Origin of the sequence: Phytohabitans rumicis, from assembly GCF_011764445.1 — a bacterium.
Lineage (GTDB): Bacteria > Actinomycetota > Actinomycetes > Mycobacteriales > Micromonosporaceae > Phytohabitans > Phytohabitans rumicis.
In genome coordinates this window covers 595,996-611,281 of sequence record NZ_BLPG01000001.1, presented here as the reverse complement: position 1 = coordinate 611,281, position 15,286 = coordinate 595,996, and the positions used below count along the sequence as shown (strand labels likewise).

General features: G+C 69.4%; 15 protein-coding genes. 6 read left to right on the top strand and 9 right to left on the bottom strand.

Translation table 11 applies throughout. The features are described from left to right. Nucleotides 1-31: 31 nt before the first annotated feature. Nucleotides 32-970 carry a sulfotransferase domain-containing protein gene (locus Prum_RS02670; protein ID WP_246277602.1) on the bottom strand — a complete coding sequence of 313 codons (939 nt, stop codon included), beginning with the start codon at nt 968-970 and terminating at the stop codon, nt 32-34. A gap of 3 nt (nt 971-973) precedes the next feature. Here Prum_RS02670 and Prum_RS02665 point away from each other — a divergent pair, with 3 nt between their 5' ends. Together Prum_RS02665 and Prum_RS02660 are read left to right on the top strand one after the other, a co-directional pair. After that, nucleotides 974-2,230, top strand: a complete 1,257-nt coding sequence (locus tag Prum_RS02665) for a type III polyketide synthase (protein WP_281368831.1) — start codon at nt 974-976, stop codon at nt 2,228-2,230. A gap of 9 nt (nt 2,231-2,239) precedes the next feature. Next, nucleotides 2,240-3,850: a cytochrome b5-like heme/steroid binding domain-containing protein gene (locus Prum_RS02660; RefSeq protein WP_173073647.1), complete on the top strand. Its 1,611-nt coding sequence runs from the start codon at nt 2,240-2,242 to the stop codon at nt 3,848-3,850. Between the two features lie 89 nt (nt 3,851-3,939). Here the strand turns inward: Prum_RS02660 and Prum_RS02655 are convergent, their stop codons facing one another. The 5 genes from Prum_RS02655 to Prum_RS02635 form a co-directional block, all read right to left on the bottom strand. Next, nucleotides 3,940-5,085, bottom strand: coding sequence for an FAD-dependent oxidoreductase (locus Prum_RS02655; RefSeq protein WP_173073645.1), 1,146 nt, complete (start codon nt 5,083-5,085; stop codon nt 3,940-3,942). Nucleotides 5,086-5,181: 96 nt separating this feature from the next. Then, entirely contained in the window at nt 5,182-5,766 is a 585-nt protein-coding gene (locus Prum_RS02650; RefSeq protein WP_173073643.1) for an RICIN domain-containing protein, read from the bottom strand. 120 nt (nt 5,767-5,886) lie between these two features. After that, complete coding sequence (locus tag Prum_RS02645) at nt 5,887-6,267, bottom strand: VOC family protein (protein WP_173073641.1); 381 nt, start codon at nt 6,265-6,267, stop codon at nt 5,887-5,889. A gap of 31 nt (nt 6,268-6,298) precedes the next feature. Beyond that, nucleotides 6,299-7,288, bottom strand: coding sequence for an ABC-2 membrane transporter-related protein (locus Prum_RS02640; protein ID WP_173073639.1), 990 nt, complete (start codon nt 7,286-7,288; stop codon nt 6,299-6,301). After that, the gene (locus tag Prum_RS02635; protein ID WP_173073637.1) at nt 7,285-8,121 is read right to left on the bottom strand and encodes an ABC transporter ATP-binding protein; all 837 of its coding nucleotides are present in this window, start codon (nt 8,119-8,121) and stop codon (nt 7,285-7,287) included. Before Prum_RS02635 ends, Prum_RS02640 begins: the two co-directional genes overlap by 4 nt. A gap of 116 nt (nt 8,122-8,237) precedes the next feature. Here Prum_RS02635 and Prum_RS02630 point away from each other — a divergent pair, with 116 nt between their 5' ends. From Prum_RS02630 to Prum_RS02615, 4 genes are all read left to right on the top strand, one after another. Further along, nucleotides 8,238-8,891: a response regulator transcription factor gene (locus Prum_RS02630; protein ID WP_173073635.1), complete on the top strand. Its 654-nt coding sequence runs from the start codon at nt 8,238-8,240 to the stop codon at nt 8,889-8,891. Nucleotide 8,892: 1 nt separating this feature from the next. Further along, the gene (locus Prum_RS02625; protein WP_173073633.1) at nt 8,893-9,990 is read left to right on the top strand and encodes a sensor histidine kinase; all 1,098 of its coding nucleotides are present in this window, start codon (nt 8,893-8,895) and stop codon (nt 9,988-9,990) included. A 10-nt stretch (nt 9,991-10,000) separates the two neighbouring features. Then, on the top strand, nt 10,001-10,801 hold the full coding sequence (locus tag Prum_RS02620; protein WP_246277601.1) for a M15 family metallopeptidase: 801 nt from the start codon (nt 10,001-10,003) through the stop codon (nt 10,799-10,801). A gap of 74 nt (nt 10,802-10,875) precedes the next feature. Next, entirely contained in the window at nt 10,876-11,997 is a 1,122-nt protein-coding gene (locus tag Prum_RS02615; RefSeq protein WP_503826939.1) for a transposase, read from the top strand. A gap of 341 nt (nt 11,998-12,338) precedes the next feature. On the opposite strand, the gene Prum_RS02610 is transcribed toward Prum_RS02615, so the two are convergent. From Prum_RS02610 to Prum_RS02600, 3 genes are read right to left on the bottom strand one after another with little or no spacing between them, the layout of a single operon-like run. Then, nucleotides 12,339-12,977: a hypothetical protein gene (locus Prum_RS02610; protein ID WP_173073629.1), complete on the bottom strand. Its 639-nt coding sequence runs from the start codon at nt 12,975-12,977 to the stop codon at nt 12,339-12,341. A gap of 8 nt (nt 12,978-12,985) precedes the next feature. Next, the gene (locus tag Prum_RS02605; protein ID WP_246277600.1) at nt 12,986-14,767 is read right to left on the bottom strand and encodes a glycoside hydrolase domain-containing protein; all 1,782 of its coding nucleotides are present in this window, start codon (nt 14,765-14,767) and stop codon (nt 12,986-12,988) included. Continuing rightward, complete coding sequence (locus tag Prum_RS02600) at nt 14,668-15,057, bottom strand: peptidoglycan recognition protein family protein (protein WP_173073628.1); 390 nt, start codon at nt 15,055-15,057, stop codon at nt 14,668-14,670. The genes Prum_RS02605 and Prum_RS02600 overlap by 100 nt, the downstream gene beginning before the upstream one ends. Nucleotides 15,058-15,286 lie beyond the last annotated feature (229 nt).

Sequence of the window (15,286 nt, the reverse complement as noted above, 5' to 3'; positions counted from 1 at the left end):
CCCGACGTGGCCCGGCGGTGCAGCCACTCGATCAATTCGGGCGGAGCGAGCCGGGCGGCACGCGCGTGGTAGTCGGCCAGCTCTTCGTCGCTGAGAATCTCGCGCCCGGCTCCGGAGGTGCCGCGGCGGAAGAATCGGGCGGTGTCGGCAACGACCCCCGGAGGGGCGGGACGAGGATGTCCTTGCGTTCCCTCATCCGCCCGAACGTCGCCGCCCCGGCGAGTACGGGCCAGGACTGCTCCGCGACGGCTATCCCGAGCCTCCCGGCGAGCCAGCGCATCTGGCCCTCGAGGTCCGCGAGCAGGTCGTCGTAGTGCACCAGCAGCACGTTCGGCTCGTCGCGCCTGGCCCACGCGTCGGACAGGTGCCGCATGGCGTCGGGCAGCGACTGCGCGGACGTGTGGGGATCGCCATCGCCGGCGATCCACCCGACCAGGGCCTCGTGCAGGCTCTCACGTGTGACAACGGGCGCCCGCACCCCAGCCGGCGGCCCGGGAGGCATGGGTGGCCCGGGAGGCCAAGGTGGTCCAGCGGGTCGCAGGGGCGGGTGCCCGGGAGGCCCATGCTGGCCGGGCGGCGGCGGTGGGCCGATCATTTGGTCCTGGTAGTACAGCGACACGAACGCGTCGAGCGGATGCCGGGCCGTCACGACATAGGTGACCTTGGGGTCGGAAGGAATCCTGTCGAGCGGCGTGTGCGTCTTGATGAAGCGCCGGTGCCGCTGCGCGGCAAGGTGGGCGAATACGAACTCCTGCGGCGCGGCCGGACTGTCCAGCCACGGCGAAAGGCGCCAGAGCGGATCCGGCAGGTCCGGCGTCTGGAAGATCAACAGTGCGCAGATCATCTGCATCCAGGTCGTCCCGGACTTGCGCGGAGTGCTGATCACGATGTCGCCGGCCCGGAAGCGGAAGCCGAGCCACCTCCCGGTGTCCTCGCCGGGCGGCTCAAAGCGGATCGGGGCGGGCGCCACGCGGTGAGCGTAGCGAGCGCCGGCCACTACCGTTGCGCGAGCGGAGCAGCGGCACGATTGGCGTACAGCGATGCCCAAGCGGGGCATGTTGTCTCGGTCGACACCGTCGTAACCTGTCACCGGGGTTCCGGGTCCCTGCGGCCCGGCCATCGAGCGGGGGCTTCGTTGGGGAACGGGACAGCAGTGATCGCTTCCGTCGGAAGCGCATTTCCCGACCGGTCCTATTCGCAGGAAGAGATCGGGGCGCTTCTCGGCCTGGAGAACAGGGTCGTGAAGAAGCTCCTCCACTCGCCCCACATCCAGCGCAGGCACCTCTACCTCCCGGAGATAGACCCGCGCACCGGGCGCGCGCGTTCCGAGTCCGCGGCGGAGCTGCACGCCAAGTTCCGGGAAGGGGCATTCGAGATCGGGTCGCGGGCCATACGCGACGCGCTCGACGCGGCGTCGCTGTCGCCGGCCGATGTCGACTACATGATGTGCGTCACCTCAAGCGGATTCATGGTGCCCGGCCTCAGCTCGCTCTTTTCCCGGGAGCTCGGATTCAAGCGCAATCTCCTCCGGGCGGACGTTGTCGGAATGGGTTGCAACGCCGGCCTGAATGGAATGAACCCTCTCGTGCAATGGGTGAGGAATCATCCGGGCAGGGCGGCACTCCTGGTCTGCTGTGAGATTAACTCCGCGATATACGTTCTCGATGAGACTCCGCGTACCGGCATTGTCAACAGCCTGTTCGGCGATGGAGCCGCCGCAGCCGTGTTGACCGGCTACCGTGGAAACGGCACCGGGCCGGCACCATCTTCGCAAGCCCCGGGCGTGCTCGATTTTGAAAGCTTTTGCATCCCCGACCAGTGGGCGGCCATGCGTTTCGACTGGAATGCCGGCGCCGGGAAGTGGAGCTTCTTTCTCGACCGAGACATCCCCTATGTCATAGGCTTCAATATCCGGGAGCCCGTGGAAACGCTGCTCAAGCGAAACGGACTTGATCTCTCCTCGGTTACGCACTGGGTACTGCACACGGGCGGCGGCGTGGTGATCGACTCCGTCAAGCTCAGCCTGGGCCTGGAGGAGCACGACGTCCGGCACACGCGCTCCGTGCTGCGCGACTACGGGAACATCTCCAGCGGCAGTTTCCTGGTCAGCTTGCAGCGCCTGCTCGCCGAAGGCTGTGCGTCCGTTGGTGACCGGGGCGTCATGGTCACGATGGGCCCGGGCGCCCAGATCGAAACCGCGCTCCTCGAATTCGGGCAGGCAAAGACATGAGGAGGGTAAATGTCCGAAACGATCAGCCCTAGTTCGGCCCGGAGTTCACCCTATACGGGCACCGTCCTGCCTCAAGGCCGGCCATTCTGGATCGTGGACGGGCGCGCCTATGACTTCACCGAATGGATGAGCCTTCATCCCGGCGGCGCGATGTGGTTCAGGCAGACCGAGGGGCGTGACATCAGCGCTCTCCTGCACACATACCACCGGGATCCGGCTCGGGCGCAGAAGTTTCTCGCGAAATACGAGATCAAAGAGCTCGCCGGGATGGACATAAGTCCCAAGGTCATCGTGCCACCCCGGGCCAGCGATAGCGTACCCCGGCCGGCCGATGGACCCCGGCCGATTTCCGAGAATGACCTGCTCCCCAAGCTTGGCATACCACCTTTCCTGCTGGCGCCGGATTTCGACGCGCGGAAAGACCTGCCCAAACTCGACTACCGCGACCAGGGAAGCCTGCTCGCGGAGATCCGCACCAAGCTGAATGCCAAGTTCTCCAAGCGGGACCTGAAGAAGTACGACCGTGCGTTTGACACGGTGACCTGGATTATCGGTGCCGCGCACGTCGCGGCGCTGGCGCTCCTGATCACGCGTTTCATACCTGCCTGGTTGTTTGTCGTCATCATGGTCGTCACCCGAACGTCGCTGGCGGGTGCGGGCCATTACCATCTGCACCGCAAGTGGAAGGACCAGCGCCGCCGCCTCACCATGCCTATCGGAAAGGCGCTCTTCGATATCAACTACGTCGGCACGAGCCTCATCGGGTCCGATGGGCATGTGCTCCTGCACCATCCCTATCTGGGCTCTGGCGCCGACGTGAAGAAGACCTTCTTCGACAGCATGCTCCAGTTGCACCCGGTACTCCGGATCCCGGGTTACACGCTCCATAAACTCGGCATCTGCCTGACCGGGCTGTCTTTCCGGGCACGGGAGATCGCCAAGTTCGAGCGTCCCAGGCGGAACAGGCCGGACGGCGCCACGCTCACTCCCGACGCGATCCGGACGGACTTCTGGCTCATTCGCGCATGGATCGTGGTCGAGTTCGTCGCGTGCCTGGCGACCGGTCACATCGTGGCCTGGTTGGTGCAGTTCGTCATCACCTTGTGGTTCAACACCTTCCTCGTCGTCGCGAGCCATGACTTCGAGGAGTCGGCCACCGAGCAGGAGCTCGCCGCGATCCCCGAGCCGCTACGCGACGACTGGGCGGCGCAGCAGATCTGCTTGAGCTACGACCTGACCGTGGTCGGCAACCGCTGGATCGATCTTTTCCTCAGCGCCGGCCTCAGCCCGCACCGCGTCCACCACGTGCTGCCGTGGCAGGGCTCCGGGTTCGCCAACCTCGCCAGCGAGGACACGGTCAGGCAGGTGTGCGCGCAGGTCGGCATCGCCTGGGAACGTCCCCGGAATCTGATCTTCGGGCGTTTTCCGGCCGTGATGAAGCACTACCTTCTCTGCCCCGTGAAGCCGGCGCCGCCCCCGCCGCCCCCCTTCCTCCCGGGTCAGCCACCGCCACCGCCGCCACCGGCCTCGCTCCCGGCGCGGCCCCCGTCATCGGTCAGGCATCAGGTGGGCACGCTCGTCCGCTACTCCGTCGACGGCTGGCGGGGTGTCGGCGTCTGACATGGCTGCTTTGAGCGCGATGAGGTTCAGGTTCAGATCGAGTTCCGAGCTGACGCGCATCGCGGCAGCTCAACATCTTTGATTCGAGATTAGGTTGTCGGATCCGGTGCCGCCGTTGCCGGCTGAACGTGCGGCGGGTTGACAGTGGGAAACGAGCCGTCGCCGAACAGGATCCGCGCCGCCACGGCGCGACCGGCACGCCCGCGCAGCAGGGCCACCGCCGCCTCTGCCGCGGCGGGGGATCGGATGCCGGCGAACGTGCGGCGCAACAGCAGCCGGCCGCGGAACCGGGTCCGCAACGCGTGCCCTGAATACTCGTCCAAAGTGCGGTGGTCACCGGTACGCAGGTACGCGGTGGCCACCGCCGCGGCCAGTTCCGACATGCGGAGGCATGGGTCCAGGCCGCCGGCCGTCAGCGGCGACACCGCACCCGCCGCGTCCCCGACGAGCAGCCCGGCGGGGCAGGCCAACCGTCGCAGCACACCGCCGATCGGGATCGGACCACCCCGGCGCTCGATCGGGCCGGTCGGCATCGCGCGGCCGGGGGCGTCCGCGGCGAACGCGTCCAGCAGGTGGCGGATGCCGGTGCGCATCGCGTGCGGATATCCGGCGACGCCGACATGCGCATGCCGGCCGTCGTCGATCACCCAGCCCAGGTATCCCGGGGCGATTCGGGGGTCCAGCACGCAATGGAACGCTGGGAGGGTGGTGCCCGACGCGATCGGGTGGACGATCTCGGCACCGATGAGAAACCGCCGGTTGACGTCAAGGCCGAGATCGCGGGCCACCCGGGAGCGGGCGCCGTCCGCGCCGACGATGAACCGAGCCGTCACCGGCTCCGCGCCGGCGAACCGCACCAGGCCCGCCGACGCGCCGGCGTACCGCACACCGAGCAGCACCCGCGCCCCGGCCGACTCCGCCGCGCGGTGTGCCTGCTGGTAGATGGCTGGCATGTCGGCCACCCGGTACTCGTCCCGATCACTGGTGAGTCGGATCGGTGCCCGCCGCGACGGCGGATACAACAACACGTCCCGAACGCCTGGCCCGAGCAGGTGGTCCGGCAGATCGAAATCCTCGAGGGTGCGACGCACGAAGATCCCCGTCGTACGGATGCCGGTCGACAGCGACCTGCGACGGTCGACCACCATCACATTCAGGTCCCGTCGCGCCAGCAGACGGGCGGTGTGCAGGCCGGCCAGCCCAGCACCCACGACCAATACATCCACTGTCTGCACAACCCGAAACGGTAGGGGCAATGGCCCACCCACGCGACCATCCGCACAAAACCCGCCCCATACCTTCACAGCGTCGCCACACCCGAAACCGTGGACCTACCAAGGGAACCATTCCTGGTCTCTATAGTTGCCGCACGGCGTTTGAATCGCCGGGTGGTCGTAGCGCGCTGCGAGGCAGAGGTCGGAATTGAAGTTGTGGTACGTCACGTAGTCCACGTGGGCCGTGCCGTCCGCCGACCAGAGCTGGTCCCAATAGTCCTTGTTGCATATGTCGACGGTCGCCCAGGACTCCGTATCACCGCGGGCAAGGAGACAGAGCCCGCTGTGCACGTTACGGAACTGGAACAGCGATGAGGCGGTCGAATAAGGACGGATCTCCCAGTCCTGGTCTGGGAAGTCAGCGCACTCGGTCTGCTCGACGTAGCTGCCGCGGCCGCCGCGGGCGACAAGGCACAGCCAAGAGTTGCGGTTTCTGATCTTCTGCACCACCCAGTCAGCCGCGGACGCGCCATCGGCTGCTTGGGCATGCGTCGGCTCCGCGTAGGCGTACGCGGCGGCGGCCGCCGCATCATGTGCCACCCCGGCGGTCAGCACACCACCGGACAGCGCGGTGGCGATCGCCAGTGCGCCGGTGAACCGTCGCGCGACGTGGCACGACCGGGATCCTTCTCGAACCGTCACGACATTCCTCCTGTGTGGCAAGCGACGTTCGTCGTCGTGCCTCACGGTTTCTTCCGCCGCTGCAGCGGTCCTGTAGTGCGTCTGCATCGGCGCCGGAGACGGCCCGAAACTCGATGATCACTACACCTTTGGTACCCGACGTCTCAGTAGGCAGAACTCGTTGCCTTCAGGGTCAGCGAGCACATGCCATGACTCGGTGCCGGTCTGCCCAATATCGGCTGGGCGGGCGCCGGCCGCGAGCAACCGCTCCAGCTCATCGTCCTGTTCCCGGTCGGTGGCGTTCACGTCGATGTGTAGAGGTAGCTTGCCGGCCTTGGGCTCGTCAGTCTGGCTGAGCACGATCGTGGGCTGCGGGCCGCCGAAGCCGACGTCCGGCGGCCCGATCTCTATGCTTGTTTCGTCGCGTTCCAGTTCGACGTAGCCGAGTACCTCGCACCAGAACCGCGCCAGCAGTTCCGGATCACGCGCGTCCAGGACCAGTTCGGTTATGCGACATGCCATTTGATCACCATAGTCGGCGCCGATCCCGCGGTTAGCTGGAGCGGTACCGGATCCACCAGAAACCGAAGGCGGCCAGCAGCAGGGTGACCACGAGATACACCGAGAGCTCGATCCATTGGAACGGCCAGTAGCGGTCGGCCGGCTGGTAGGTGTAACTGAAGTGCAGGTTCTGGCCGGCCATGCAGGCCATGCTCTCGAGCGGCAGGCCCTTCTGGCACGCCTGCGCCTGCTGGAGGGTGTACGGGGTGCCGTCGGCGTTGAGGACTTTGGCCTCGCCCGTCAGTGACCAGGCGCCCGGCATCGTGTAGCCGACGATCGTGGCGCCGCGTTCGTTCATACCGAAGGCGTCCGACCGGCTCATCGCGTCCTCGTCGAACGCCACGGTGCTCGTCACCGGCGTCATGAGGTGCTGACGGACCACATTGGGCACGATGAGCTGGACGACGGCGAACACCGCCAAGGCCAGCGCCATGGCCAGCAGTGTGCGGCGCACGATGAGCCCGATGACGGTGCCGAGCACGAACGCGAAGGCCGCGTAGCCGAGGGGGACGACGTTGCGGGAGGCGAAGCTCACCGCGCCGAAGCGGTTCCCGATGAACTGGTCGTAGCGGCTGGCGTTCCAGGTGAGCAGGAGGCTGAACAGCCCGGTGACCGCGACGCCGGCGAGTGTGAGGAACACCAGCTTGGTCGCCAGCCAGCGGGTGCGGGTGACGCTCTGGTTCCAGACCAGGCGGTCGGTCTTCTCCTCCAGCTCCCGGGTGATCAGGGGCGCGCCCCAGAAGACGCCGATGAGGGCGGGCGTGGCGACGAGCAGCAGGCCGACCATCGACAACTGGCCGGTGTACGCGTCGTCGAAGGCGTGCCGCGCGGTGATGCAGTCGCTGGGCTGGCAGCCCAGGACGCCGGCGTAGTCGTCGCGGATGCGGGAGCCGAGGTACCCCAGATAGATCGCGACCGCGGCCAGCGCGGCGGCGGCGACCAGGGCCTGGGCGCGGAACTGCCGCCAGGTCAGCCAGATCATGCCGCACCGCCGATCGACGCGACCGCGGCGCGGGTCATGTATGCCATGCCCAGGTCCTCGAGATCGACCGGCTGCGCGCCCGGCACCGCGGCGTCGGAGCGTATGACGTCCTCGTGAATGCGCTCGGCGCTGGGCGGCACGGCACCGGCCACCCGGTGGTGCACGGCCAGCAGGTCGGCGACGTCACCGGCCAGCTGGACCCGGCCCGCGGCCAGCACGATGAGGTGGTCGCAGACCTGTTCCAGGTCGCCGAGCAGATGCGAGGACAGCACGACGCTGACCCCGAGCTCGGCGACGAAGTCGAGCAGGTCGCGCAGGAACGCGCGGCGGGCCAACGGATCCAGCGACGCGACCGGCTCGTCGAGGATCAGCAACTCGGCGCGCTTGGCGGCCGCGATGGTGAGGGCGAGCTGGGCGCGCTGCCCGCCGGAGAGCCGGCCCGCCTTCTGAACGGGGTCGAGGCCGAGCCGCTTGACCCGGCGCTCGGCGAGCGGCCGGTCCCAGCGGGGGTTGAGCCGGGCGCCGAGCCGCAGATGGTCGGCGACCGACAGGCCGCGGTAGACCGGGGCGTCCTGCGCGACGAACCCGACCTTGGCCAACTGCGCCGCGCCGGCCCCCGGGCGGCTGCCGAGCACCTCGATGCTGCCCGTCGTGGGCGCGACGATCCCGCACGTCAGTCCGAGCAGTGTGGACTTGCCGGCGCCGTTGGGGCCGACCAGGCCGACGATCCGCCCGGCCGGTACGCGCAGGGTGCAGTCGGCCAGGGCGGTCGTGCGGCCGTACCGTTTGCCGAGCCCTCCGGTCTCGATGACCGGTGTCGTTGCTGTCGCCACGGTGCGATCCCCTTATCTCGAGTAGATGTGGGGCCCAGTTCTAGCCAGCCGGCGGTCACAGCACGGTCAGCGTGGCTGTGACCGCACTGTGACGGCGGTGCGGATAACCTCGGCCGATGAGGGTGCTCGTGGTCGAGGATCAGGCGGCGCTCGCCGACTCGGTGGCCCGGGTGCTGCGCCGGGAGGGGATGGCGGTCGACGTCGCCTATGACGGCGAAGCCGCGCTGCAGCGCACCGCCGTGCTCGACTACGACGTCGTCGTGCTCGACCGCGACCTGCCCGGCGTGCACGGCGACCAGGTGTGCCGCGCGCTGGTGGCCCGGGAGTCGCCCAGCCGGGTGCTGATGCTGACCGCCTCGGGCACCGTCGCCGAGCGGGTCGAGGGACTCGGGCTGGGCGCCGACGACTACCTGCCCAAGCCGTTCGCGTACGCCGAGCTGGTGGCCCGGATCCGCGCGGTCGGCCGGCGCTCCCGCCCGGCCGCGCCGCCCGTCCTCGTGAACGGCGACCTGCGGCTCGACCCGGCGCAGCGGATCGCCACCCGGGCCGGGGCGCGGCTGGCGCTGAGCCCGAAGGAGTTCGCCGTGCTCGAGCACCTGCTCACCGCTCAGGGCCGGGTGGTCTCCGCGGAGGAACTGCTCGACCGGGTGTGGGACGAGGCCGCCGACCCGTTCACCACGACGGTCAAGGCGACGATCAACCGGCTGCGGGCGAAGCTCGGCGACCCGCCGCTGATCGTGACGGTCGCCCGCGCCGGCTACCGGATCTGACATGCGGGTCAACCGGCTCCGGTGGCGGCTTACGCTGCTGTACTGCGCGGCGTCGGTCGCCTCCGGCGTCGTACTGCTCCTCATCATCGTGGCGCTGTCCCGCAGCCTGCCGCCGTACGACGCGCCCGCGATGCAGAGCGTCCCCGTCGAGCAGGGGCGCCTGCCCGCCTCCGTGCCGGCCGAGCTCCGGGGCTACCGGTCGAACATCCTGGCCCTGCCGGGCATCGCGCTGGCCATCATGGCCGTGCTCTCGCTGGCGGTGGGCTGGGTGATCGCCGGCCGGATGCTGCGCCCCGTGCGCACGATGACCGAGCGCCTGCAGCAGATCTCCGGCCGTAACGTGCACGAGCGGCTCGCGGTGGCCGGTCCCCGCGACGAGTTCAAGGACCTCGCGGACACCGTCGACGGGCTGCTCGGCCGGCTGGAGACCGCGCTGGACGGGCACAAGCGGTTCGTCGCCAACGCCGCCCACGAGCTGCGTACGCCGTTGACCGTCGAGCACGCCCTGCTCGAGGAACCGCTCATCGACCCGGACGCGACCGTCGAGGCGTACCAGGCCAACTTCGAGCGCCTGATCGCGGTCAGCCGGGAGCGGGGCCGGCTGCTGGAGTCGCTGCTGACACTGGCCGGCAGCGAGCACGGCCGGGACCGGGCGGAGCCGGTGGATCTCGCCGGGCTGGCCGAGCAGGCGGTGCGCGACCGGGCGGCCGAGCTCGACCGGCGCGGGCTACGGGTCAAGACGATGATCCGGCCGGCCAGGCTGCTCGGCGATCCGGCGCTGATCGGGCGGCTGGTGGCCAACCTGTGCGACAACGCCGTGCACTACAACGTTCCCGGCGGGGTGGTCGAGGTGGCCACCCGCCTCGCGGCCGGTCAGGCGCTCCTGGTCGTGGCGAACACGGGTCCGGTGGTGCCACCCGAGGAGGTGGACCGGCTGTTCGAGCCCTTCCAACGCATGCGGCGGGTGGCCGACGACACCCACCACGGGCTGGGCCTGTCGATCGTGCGGGCGATCGCCGTCGCCCACGGCGCTGTGCTCACGGCCCACGCGCATCCCGGGGGCGGGCTCACCGTCGAGATCAGCTTCCCGGCCATGTAACGTCGAAATGGTGCTGCGCGGTACCGCCCGGGTGGCGGGCCTGCTGGTCGTGGCCGTGTGCCTCGGCTACGTCTTGGGCGGCTGTTCCGGCGACCCGGCGGGCCCGGCCGGCCCGAAAGCGAGCGAACCGGCAGGAACGCCGCCGGCCCCGACCGCCCCGCCGCCGTCGCCGACCGCGCGTGCCGAGTCCCCGAGCCCGACCACCACCCGCATCACCGTCGACGACCTGCCACCGCCGCCCGATGGCCGCTTCCACGCAACCGTGCAGGCGGTGCCCGCCGGCGTGCTCGCCCGGTCCAGTTGGACCAAGGGCTGCCCGGTGGCGGCAGCGGACCTGCGCTACCTCACCGTCGGCTTCCGCGGCTTCGACGGGCGCGCCCACACCGGCGAGCTGCTGGTGAACAGGCGGGCAGCCGACGACCTCGTCACCGTGTTCAGGCAACTGTTCGCCGCCGACTTCCCGATCGAGCGAATGCGGATCTCCAGCCTCGCCGAGCTGAACGCGCCGCCGACCGGCGACGGCAACACCACCGAGGCGTTCGCCTGCCGGCCGGTACGAGGCAGCACGGTGTGGTCCCAGCACGCCTACGGGCTCGCCGTGGACCTCAACCCGTTCCAGAACCCGTACCACAAGGGCCGGGTGGTGCTGCCGGAGCTGGCCACCGCGTACCTCGACCGGGCCGATGTGCGGCCCGGGATGGTGCGGCCCGGCGGGCCGGCCGTGCGTGCCTTCGCCGCGATCGGCTGGCCCTGGGGCGGCAACTACCGATCACTGAAGGACTACATGCACTTCTCCGCCACCGGCGGCTAGTGCGGTGTCCAGTATCGTTTGCCGGGTTGGCCGCTGCGCGGAAAGTGTCGTAGGGGTGGTGTTGGCTGTCGGGTATGCCACGCCGTCGTGATCCCGCCGTCCCGGCTGTGGTGTATCGGACGGCTCGGGTTGGGTTGCGGTTGACGGTCGGGCAGCGACGTCGGTGTTTCGGGTTGTTGCGGTCGGCCGGTGATGTGTGGGCGTGCGTGTTGGAGCTCAACGCCTGGCGAAGGCAGCGGCGGGACACGCCGTTGGCGTCGTATCAGGAGTTGTGCCGCGAGTTGGCCGCTTCTGGTCCGGGGGTGTTCGGTGAGCTGGACAGTACGGGTGCCCGGTCGGTGTTGCGCCGGTTCTCCGATGCCTGGTTCGCCGCTGCCAAACGCCGCCGTGGCGGTGACGCCGCGGCCCGGTTTCCGCGACGAAGGCGTGGTCTGGTGCCGGTGCGTTGGTATCACGGCACCTTCACCCTGGACCCCGGGGGCCGGCGGGTGCGGATCCCGGCCGCCCGGGGCGGCCAGCCGTTGTGGCTGCGCCTGGCCCGGTCGTTGCCGTACCCGGTCGACCAGGTCCGCAGCGTGACTTTGCTGGCCGAGGGTGGGCGGTTGTTCCTGGACGTCACTGCCGAGGTTCCGGTCACCGTGTACGAGCCCGGTTGCGGACCGGATCCAGCACGGACAGCCGGCGTGGACCTGGGCATCATCCACCCCTACGCGGTCGCCGGCCCGGACGGGCAAGCCTTGCTGGTGTCGGGGCGGGCGATCCGCGGCGAGCACCGTATGCATCTGGCCGATACCAAACAACGCCGTCGCGCGGTCGCCGGCCGGGCACCCACGCGCGGGCAGCGCGGCTCCCGGCGGTGGCGTAAGTACCGACGCCGGGCCCGGGCAGTGGACGGCCGGCATGCGCGGCGGGTCCGTCAGGCTCAGCACGAGGCCGCCAAAACCGTGGTCTCGTGGGCGGTCGGACAGCGGGTCGGCACCCTGCACATGGGCGACCCCCGCGGCGTCCTGCAGGTAGCTGCCGGACGCCGGCACAACCTGCGACTTCGGCAATGGCAGATCGGGCAGCTGATCCGGATCCTGGCCGACAAGGCCACCGTGGCCGGCATCACCTTCACCTCGTCGACGAACGCGGCACCTCGTCCACCTGCCCGGGCTGCCGGCGGCGGATCCCGAAACCATCCGGGCGGGTCCTGACCTGCCCGCACTGTGCTTTGACCGGGCACCGTGACCTTGTCGCGGCTGCCAGCATCGCCACCCGCACCCCGGGCGGCGGACCCACCACCCCCACAACAGCAGCCGCGGCAGCGGCTGTCGTGTTGCCTGGGGTGGTTACGCACCGTCGAGCCGGCCGACACCTCCCCGGTGCCGGCCAGTCCCGGCGTGACCCCCCACCGCCCACCCGCACCACAGGCGGCGCGAGGATCAGTTGGCCAGCGGTGGCCCGCCCCACCACACAGTGGTGGGGAGTCGCTCGCCCACCCGGCGAGGATCCACAACACCCACCGGAAACCCGGCGAACGTTAGTGGACACCGCACTAGCGCGGTCGGGGCAGGCGGCGGGCCCGCTCGCGGCGATCGGGCGTCGCCGGGTCGGCGACCGTCCCTGCCGTCTGGGCCGCCAACACGGCATGCTCGCCGGGGTCCAGCAGGTCGGCGACCCGGGCCAGGGCGCGGTCGCGAGGAGCGGCCGCGACGTGGAAGTGCGAGGCCGTCGCCGGGCTCAGGTCACCGCCCCAGACGACCGTGCCGGCGCAGTCGACCAGGATGTCGCGCACGATCGCCTCGTGGTGGGGCCACAGTCGCTCACTGCCACCCACGGGATAGGCGGTGGGGTGCAGGGCGATCGCCGTACCGGAAAGGTAGTTGGTCTCGAAGGCGGCGCGCACCGCGCGGCGGGCGGTGTGGCCGGCGATGCCGCCGCCCTCACCGGTGTCGACCGGGGCGATCTCGTAGTGCCAGCGGCGCGCGATGTGCAGCAGCACCGCGGCGGCGGGGCCGCGCCGCAGCGCCACCGAAGCCGCGGATCCTTCGACCCGATAGGTGGCGATGGCAGTGGGGTCGATGGGCCAGCCGTTGGCGGACACCTTGGCCGCGGCCGCGGCCGCGGCGGTCGGCGTGAGGGCGAGCGCGCCGGCGCCGGCGGCGGCGCCGAGCAGGATGCGTCGGGTGATCATCGGTTGCCTCATTCCCCGGGCTCGAGGGCGGACACGCCGGGGTCGGCATTGTCGCGCCAGACATCGTGGTCCAGGCCCCAGCCCGGCTGGAACTCGTACTCCCTGATCTGGTTGAACGCCCAGTTCGTCGGCAGCGGGAAGCCGAGGTTTCCGGAGTAGCCCCAGGACATGCCGCCGACCATCGACCACCGGGCGCCGACGTCTGCCGAGACGCGCGTGCACACGTTGCGGGAGCCGTAGACGCCGAATTGGTAGCGGTTGCCCAGCTCGGCCAGGCCCACTTTGACGCCCTCGAAGTACGGCTTGATGCTGCTGTCGATATCGATGTCCAGGGCGTCGTAGTCGACGGCGAAATAGATGCAGGCGCCGGCGGGTATCCGGTGCTCGACCGCCTTCTGGTGGGCGATCTTGCCCTGGTCGTACCCCTTCTGGTAGGTGAAATTGAATAGCTGCGTGCCGTTGTACTGGAACAGCGGCAGCAGCCGCAGCCCGGCGTTCAGGATGGCCTGCGGCTCGCCCGGCTTGAGCGCCTTGTTGCGGAAGTAGGGATCGGTCGGCGGAAGGTGCTCGTCCAGGTATCGGCCGACGATCCGGTAGCCGGCGGCGAACAGCGCCTGCCCGCGGGCGGCGGTGATCTCGGTGATGCAGTCACATCCGCCGGCGGGCCGGCCGGTGTCGCCGGAGGACACCAGCAGTTGGGCCCACGTCGTGTAGTCGTTGGTGCGGGTCTGCGGGATCTGCGAGAACTGCTGGAAGGCGCGCAGCCACTCCAGATGGGTACTGGTGGCGGTGTCGGTGCCGATGTCGTCGGGCCGGTACAGCAGCGGTCCATGCGGCACCTGCGGGGTGCCCAGCATGACGGGGGAGTTGAAGTAGCACGCGGCGCGGAACAGGTAGCGCAGGTTGCCGGTGAGCGTGCCGGAGCCGACGGTTCGCAGCCCGTTCTGGGTGCCGGGGCCGAAGTAGCCGTTGATCGAGCTCGGCGCGATCCCGATCTCGTACTGGATGGCCATCATGAAGCCCTGCTGGACGTCGCGGCCGTAGACCCCGTCGCACGGCACCAGGCCCATCGCGGGGATGCCGACGCTGGCGACGTAGCGCTGGTTCAGCCGCTTCTGGATGGTCTGGATCGTGGTGTCCCCATTGGGCACCAGCCGGAACTGGTCCATCCGCATCAGTGCCTTGACGACGTGCGGCCACATCGCGTTCCGCTGGGCCGTGTCGCTGTAGGACAGACCGGCGTGGCCGTAGAGCGCTTCCAGGGACGCCTGCGAGTCGCCGTTCCACAGTGCCAGGTTGAGCGAGGCCCAGTAGCCCTTGCACCACAGGGCGCTGTTGTAGAGCCGGATGAAGTTGGGCTGGGACTCCTGGATCGGCAGCACGCCGCGCGCCTTGACGGCGTTGAATGTGCCGGGGCCGAAGTTCTGCACGGTCGGGGAGATGCCCAACTCGTGCTGGAGCCCCTGGGTGAGCGCCAGCATCGTGGACCAGCCGGTGCGCCCGTTCTCGGGGCACCGGACGTAGCCGGGCGCGGTCGCGTAGGTGGCGTTCACCCAGCGCTGGACGGCGAAGACGTAGATGTCGGACAGACCGATCCAGTCGACGGCCGGGTCGATCGTGGAGCCCTGCTGGGCGTACATCGTGAGGTTGCCGGGGCACTCGGTGTCGTAGTTGTACGAGTGCGGCAGGATCATGACGCCGGCCCGCTTCGGGGCCTCCTCGCGCAGGTGCTGGATGAGGCTCCGGATCGCCCGCAGCATCGTCTCGTCGGCGGTGTGATTGAGGCGCATGAGGCCGAGGATGGAGTAGAACCCGCGTTGCGGCCCAGGCCGAAGACGTCGCCGGCCTCGCCGGCGTTCGCCTCGCCGCGCTGGTACCCCCGTCCTATGTAGATGTTGCCGTGCCGGCAGACGATGAAGTTGTAGGCGATGTCGCCCTCGAACTCGTCAACGTGCTCTTCATAGATGGCGGCGATGTCGCGCCGGCAGTCCTCGTCGGTCTCGTAGCCGTCGCCGTCGGGACCCCGGTGGTGGATGAACACTCCGCCCTCGGGATCCCAACTGGGATTCGCGCTCGCCACCGGGGGAGCGGAGGCATGATCCCGCCGATCCTCGGACACATACTGCCCCCAGGTCGCCCTGCTTTGAAGCGTGATCGGCATGAGTCCCCCACTCCCCGTATGGAACCGGACAGCGTGACCACTGTGGACGCAGATGGTCGCTGCGCGATCCGGTACCGCGAGAGTACGGCGTCACCGTCGTCAATCGCGATTGTTCGATCTTGTGAAATCGCTGAAGCAGGAATGAAGC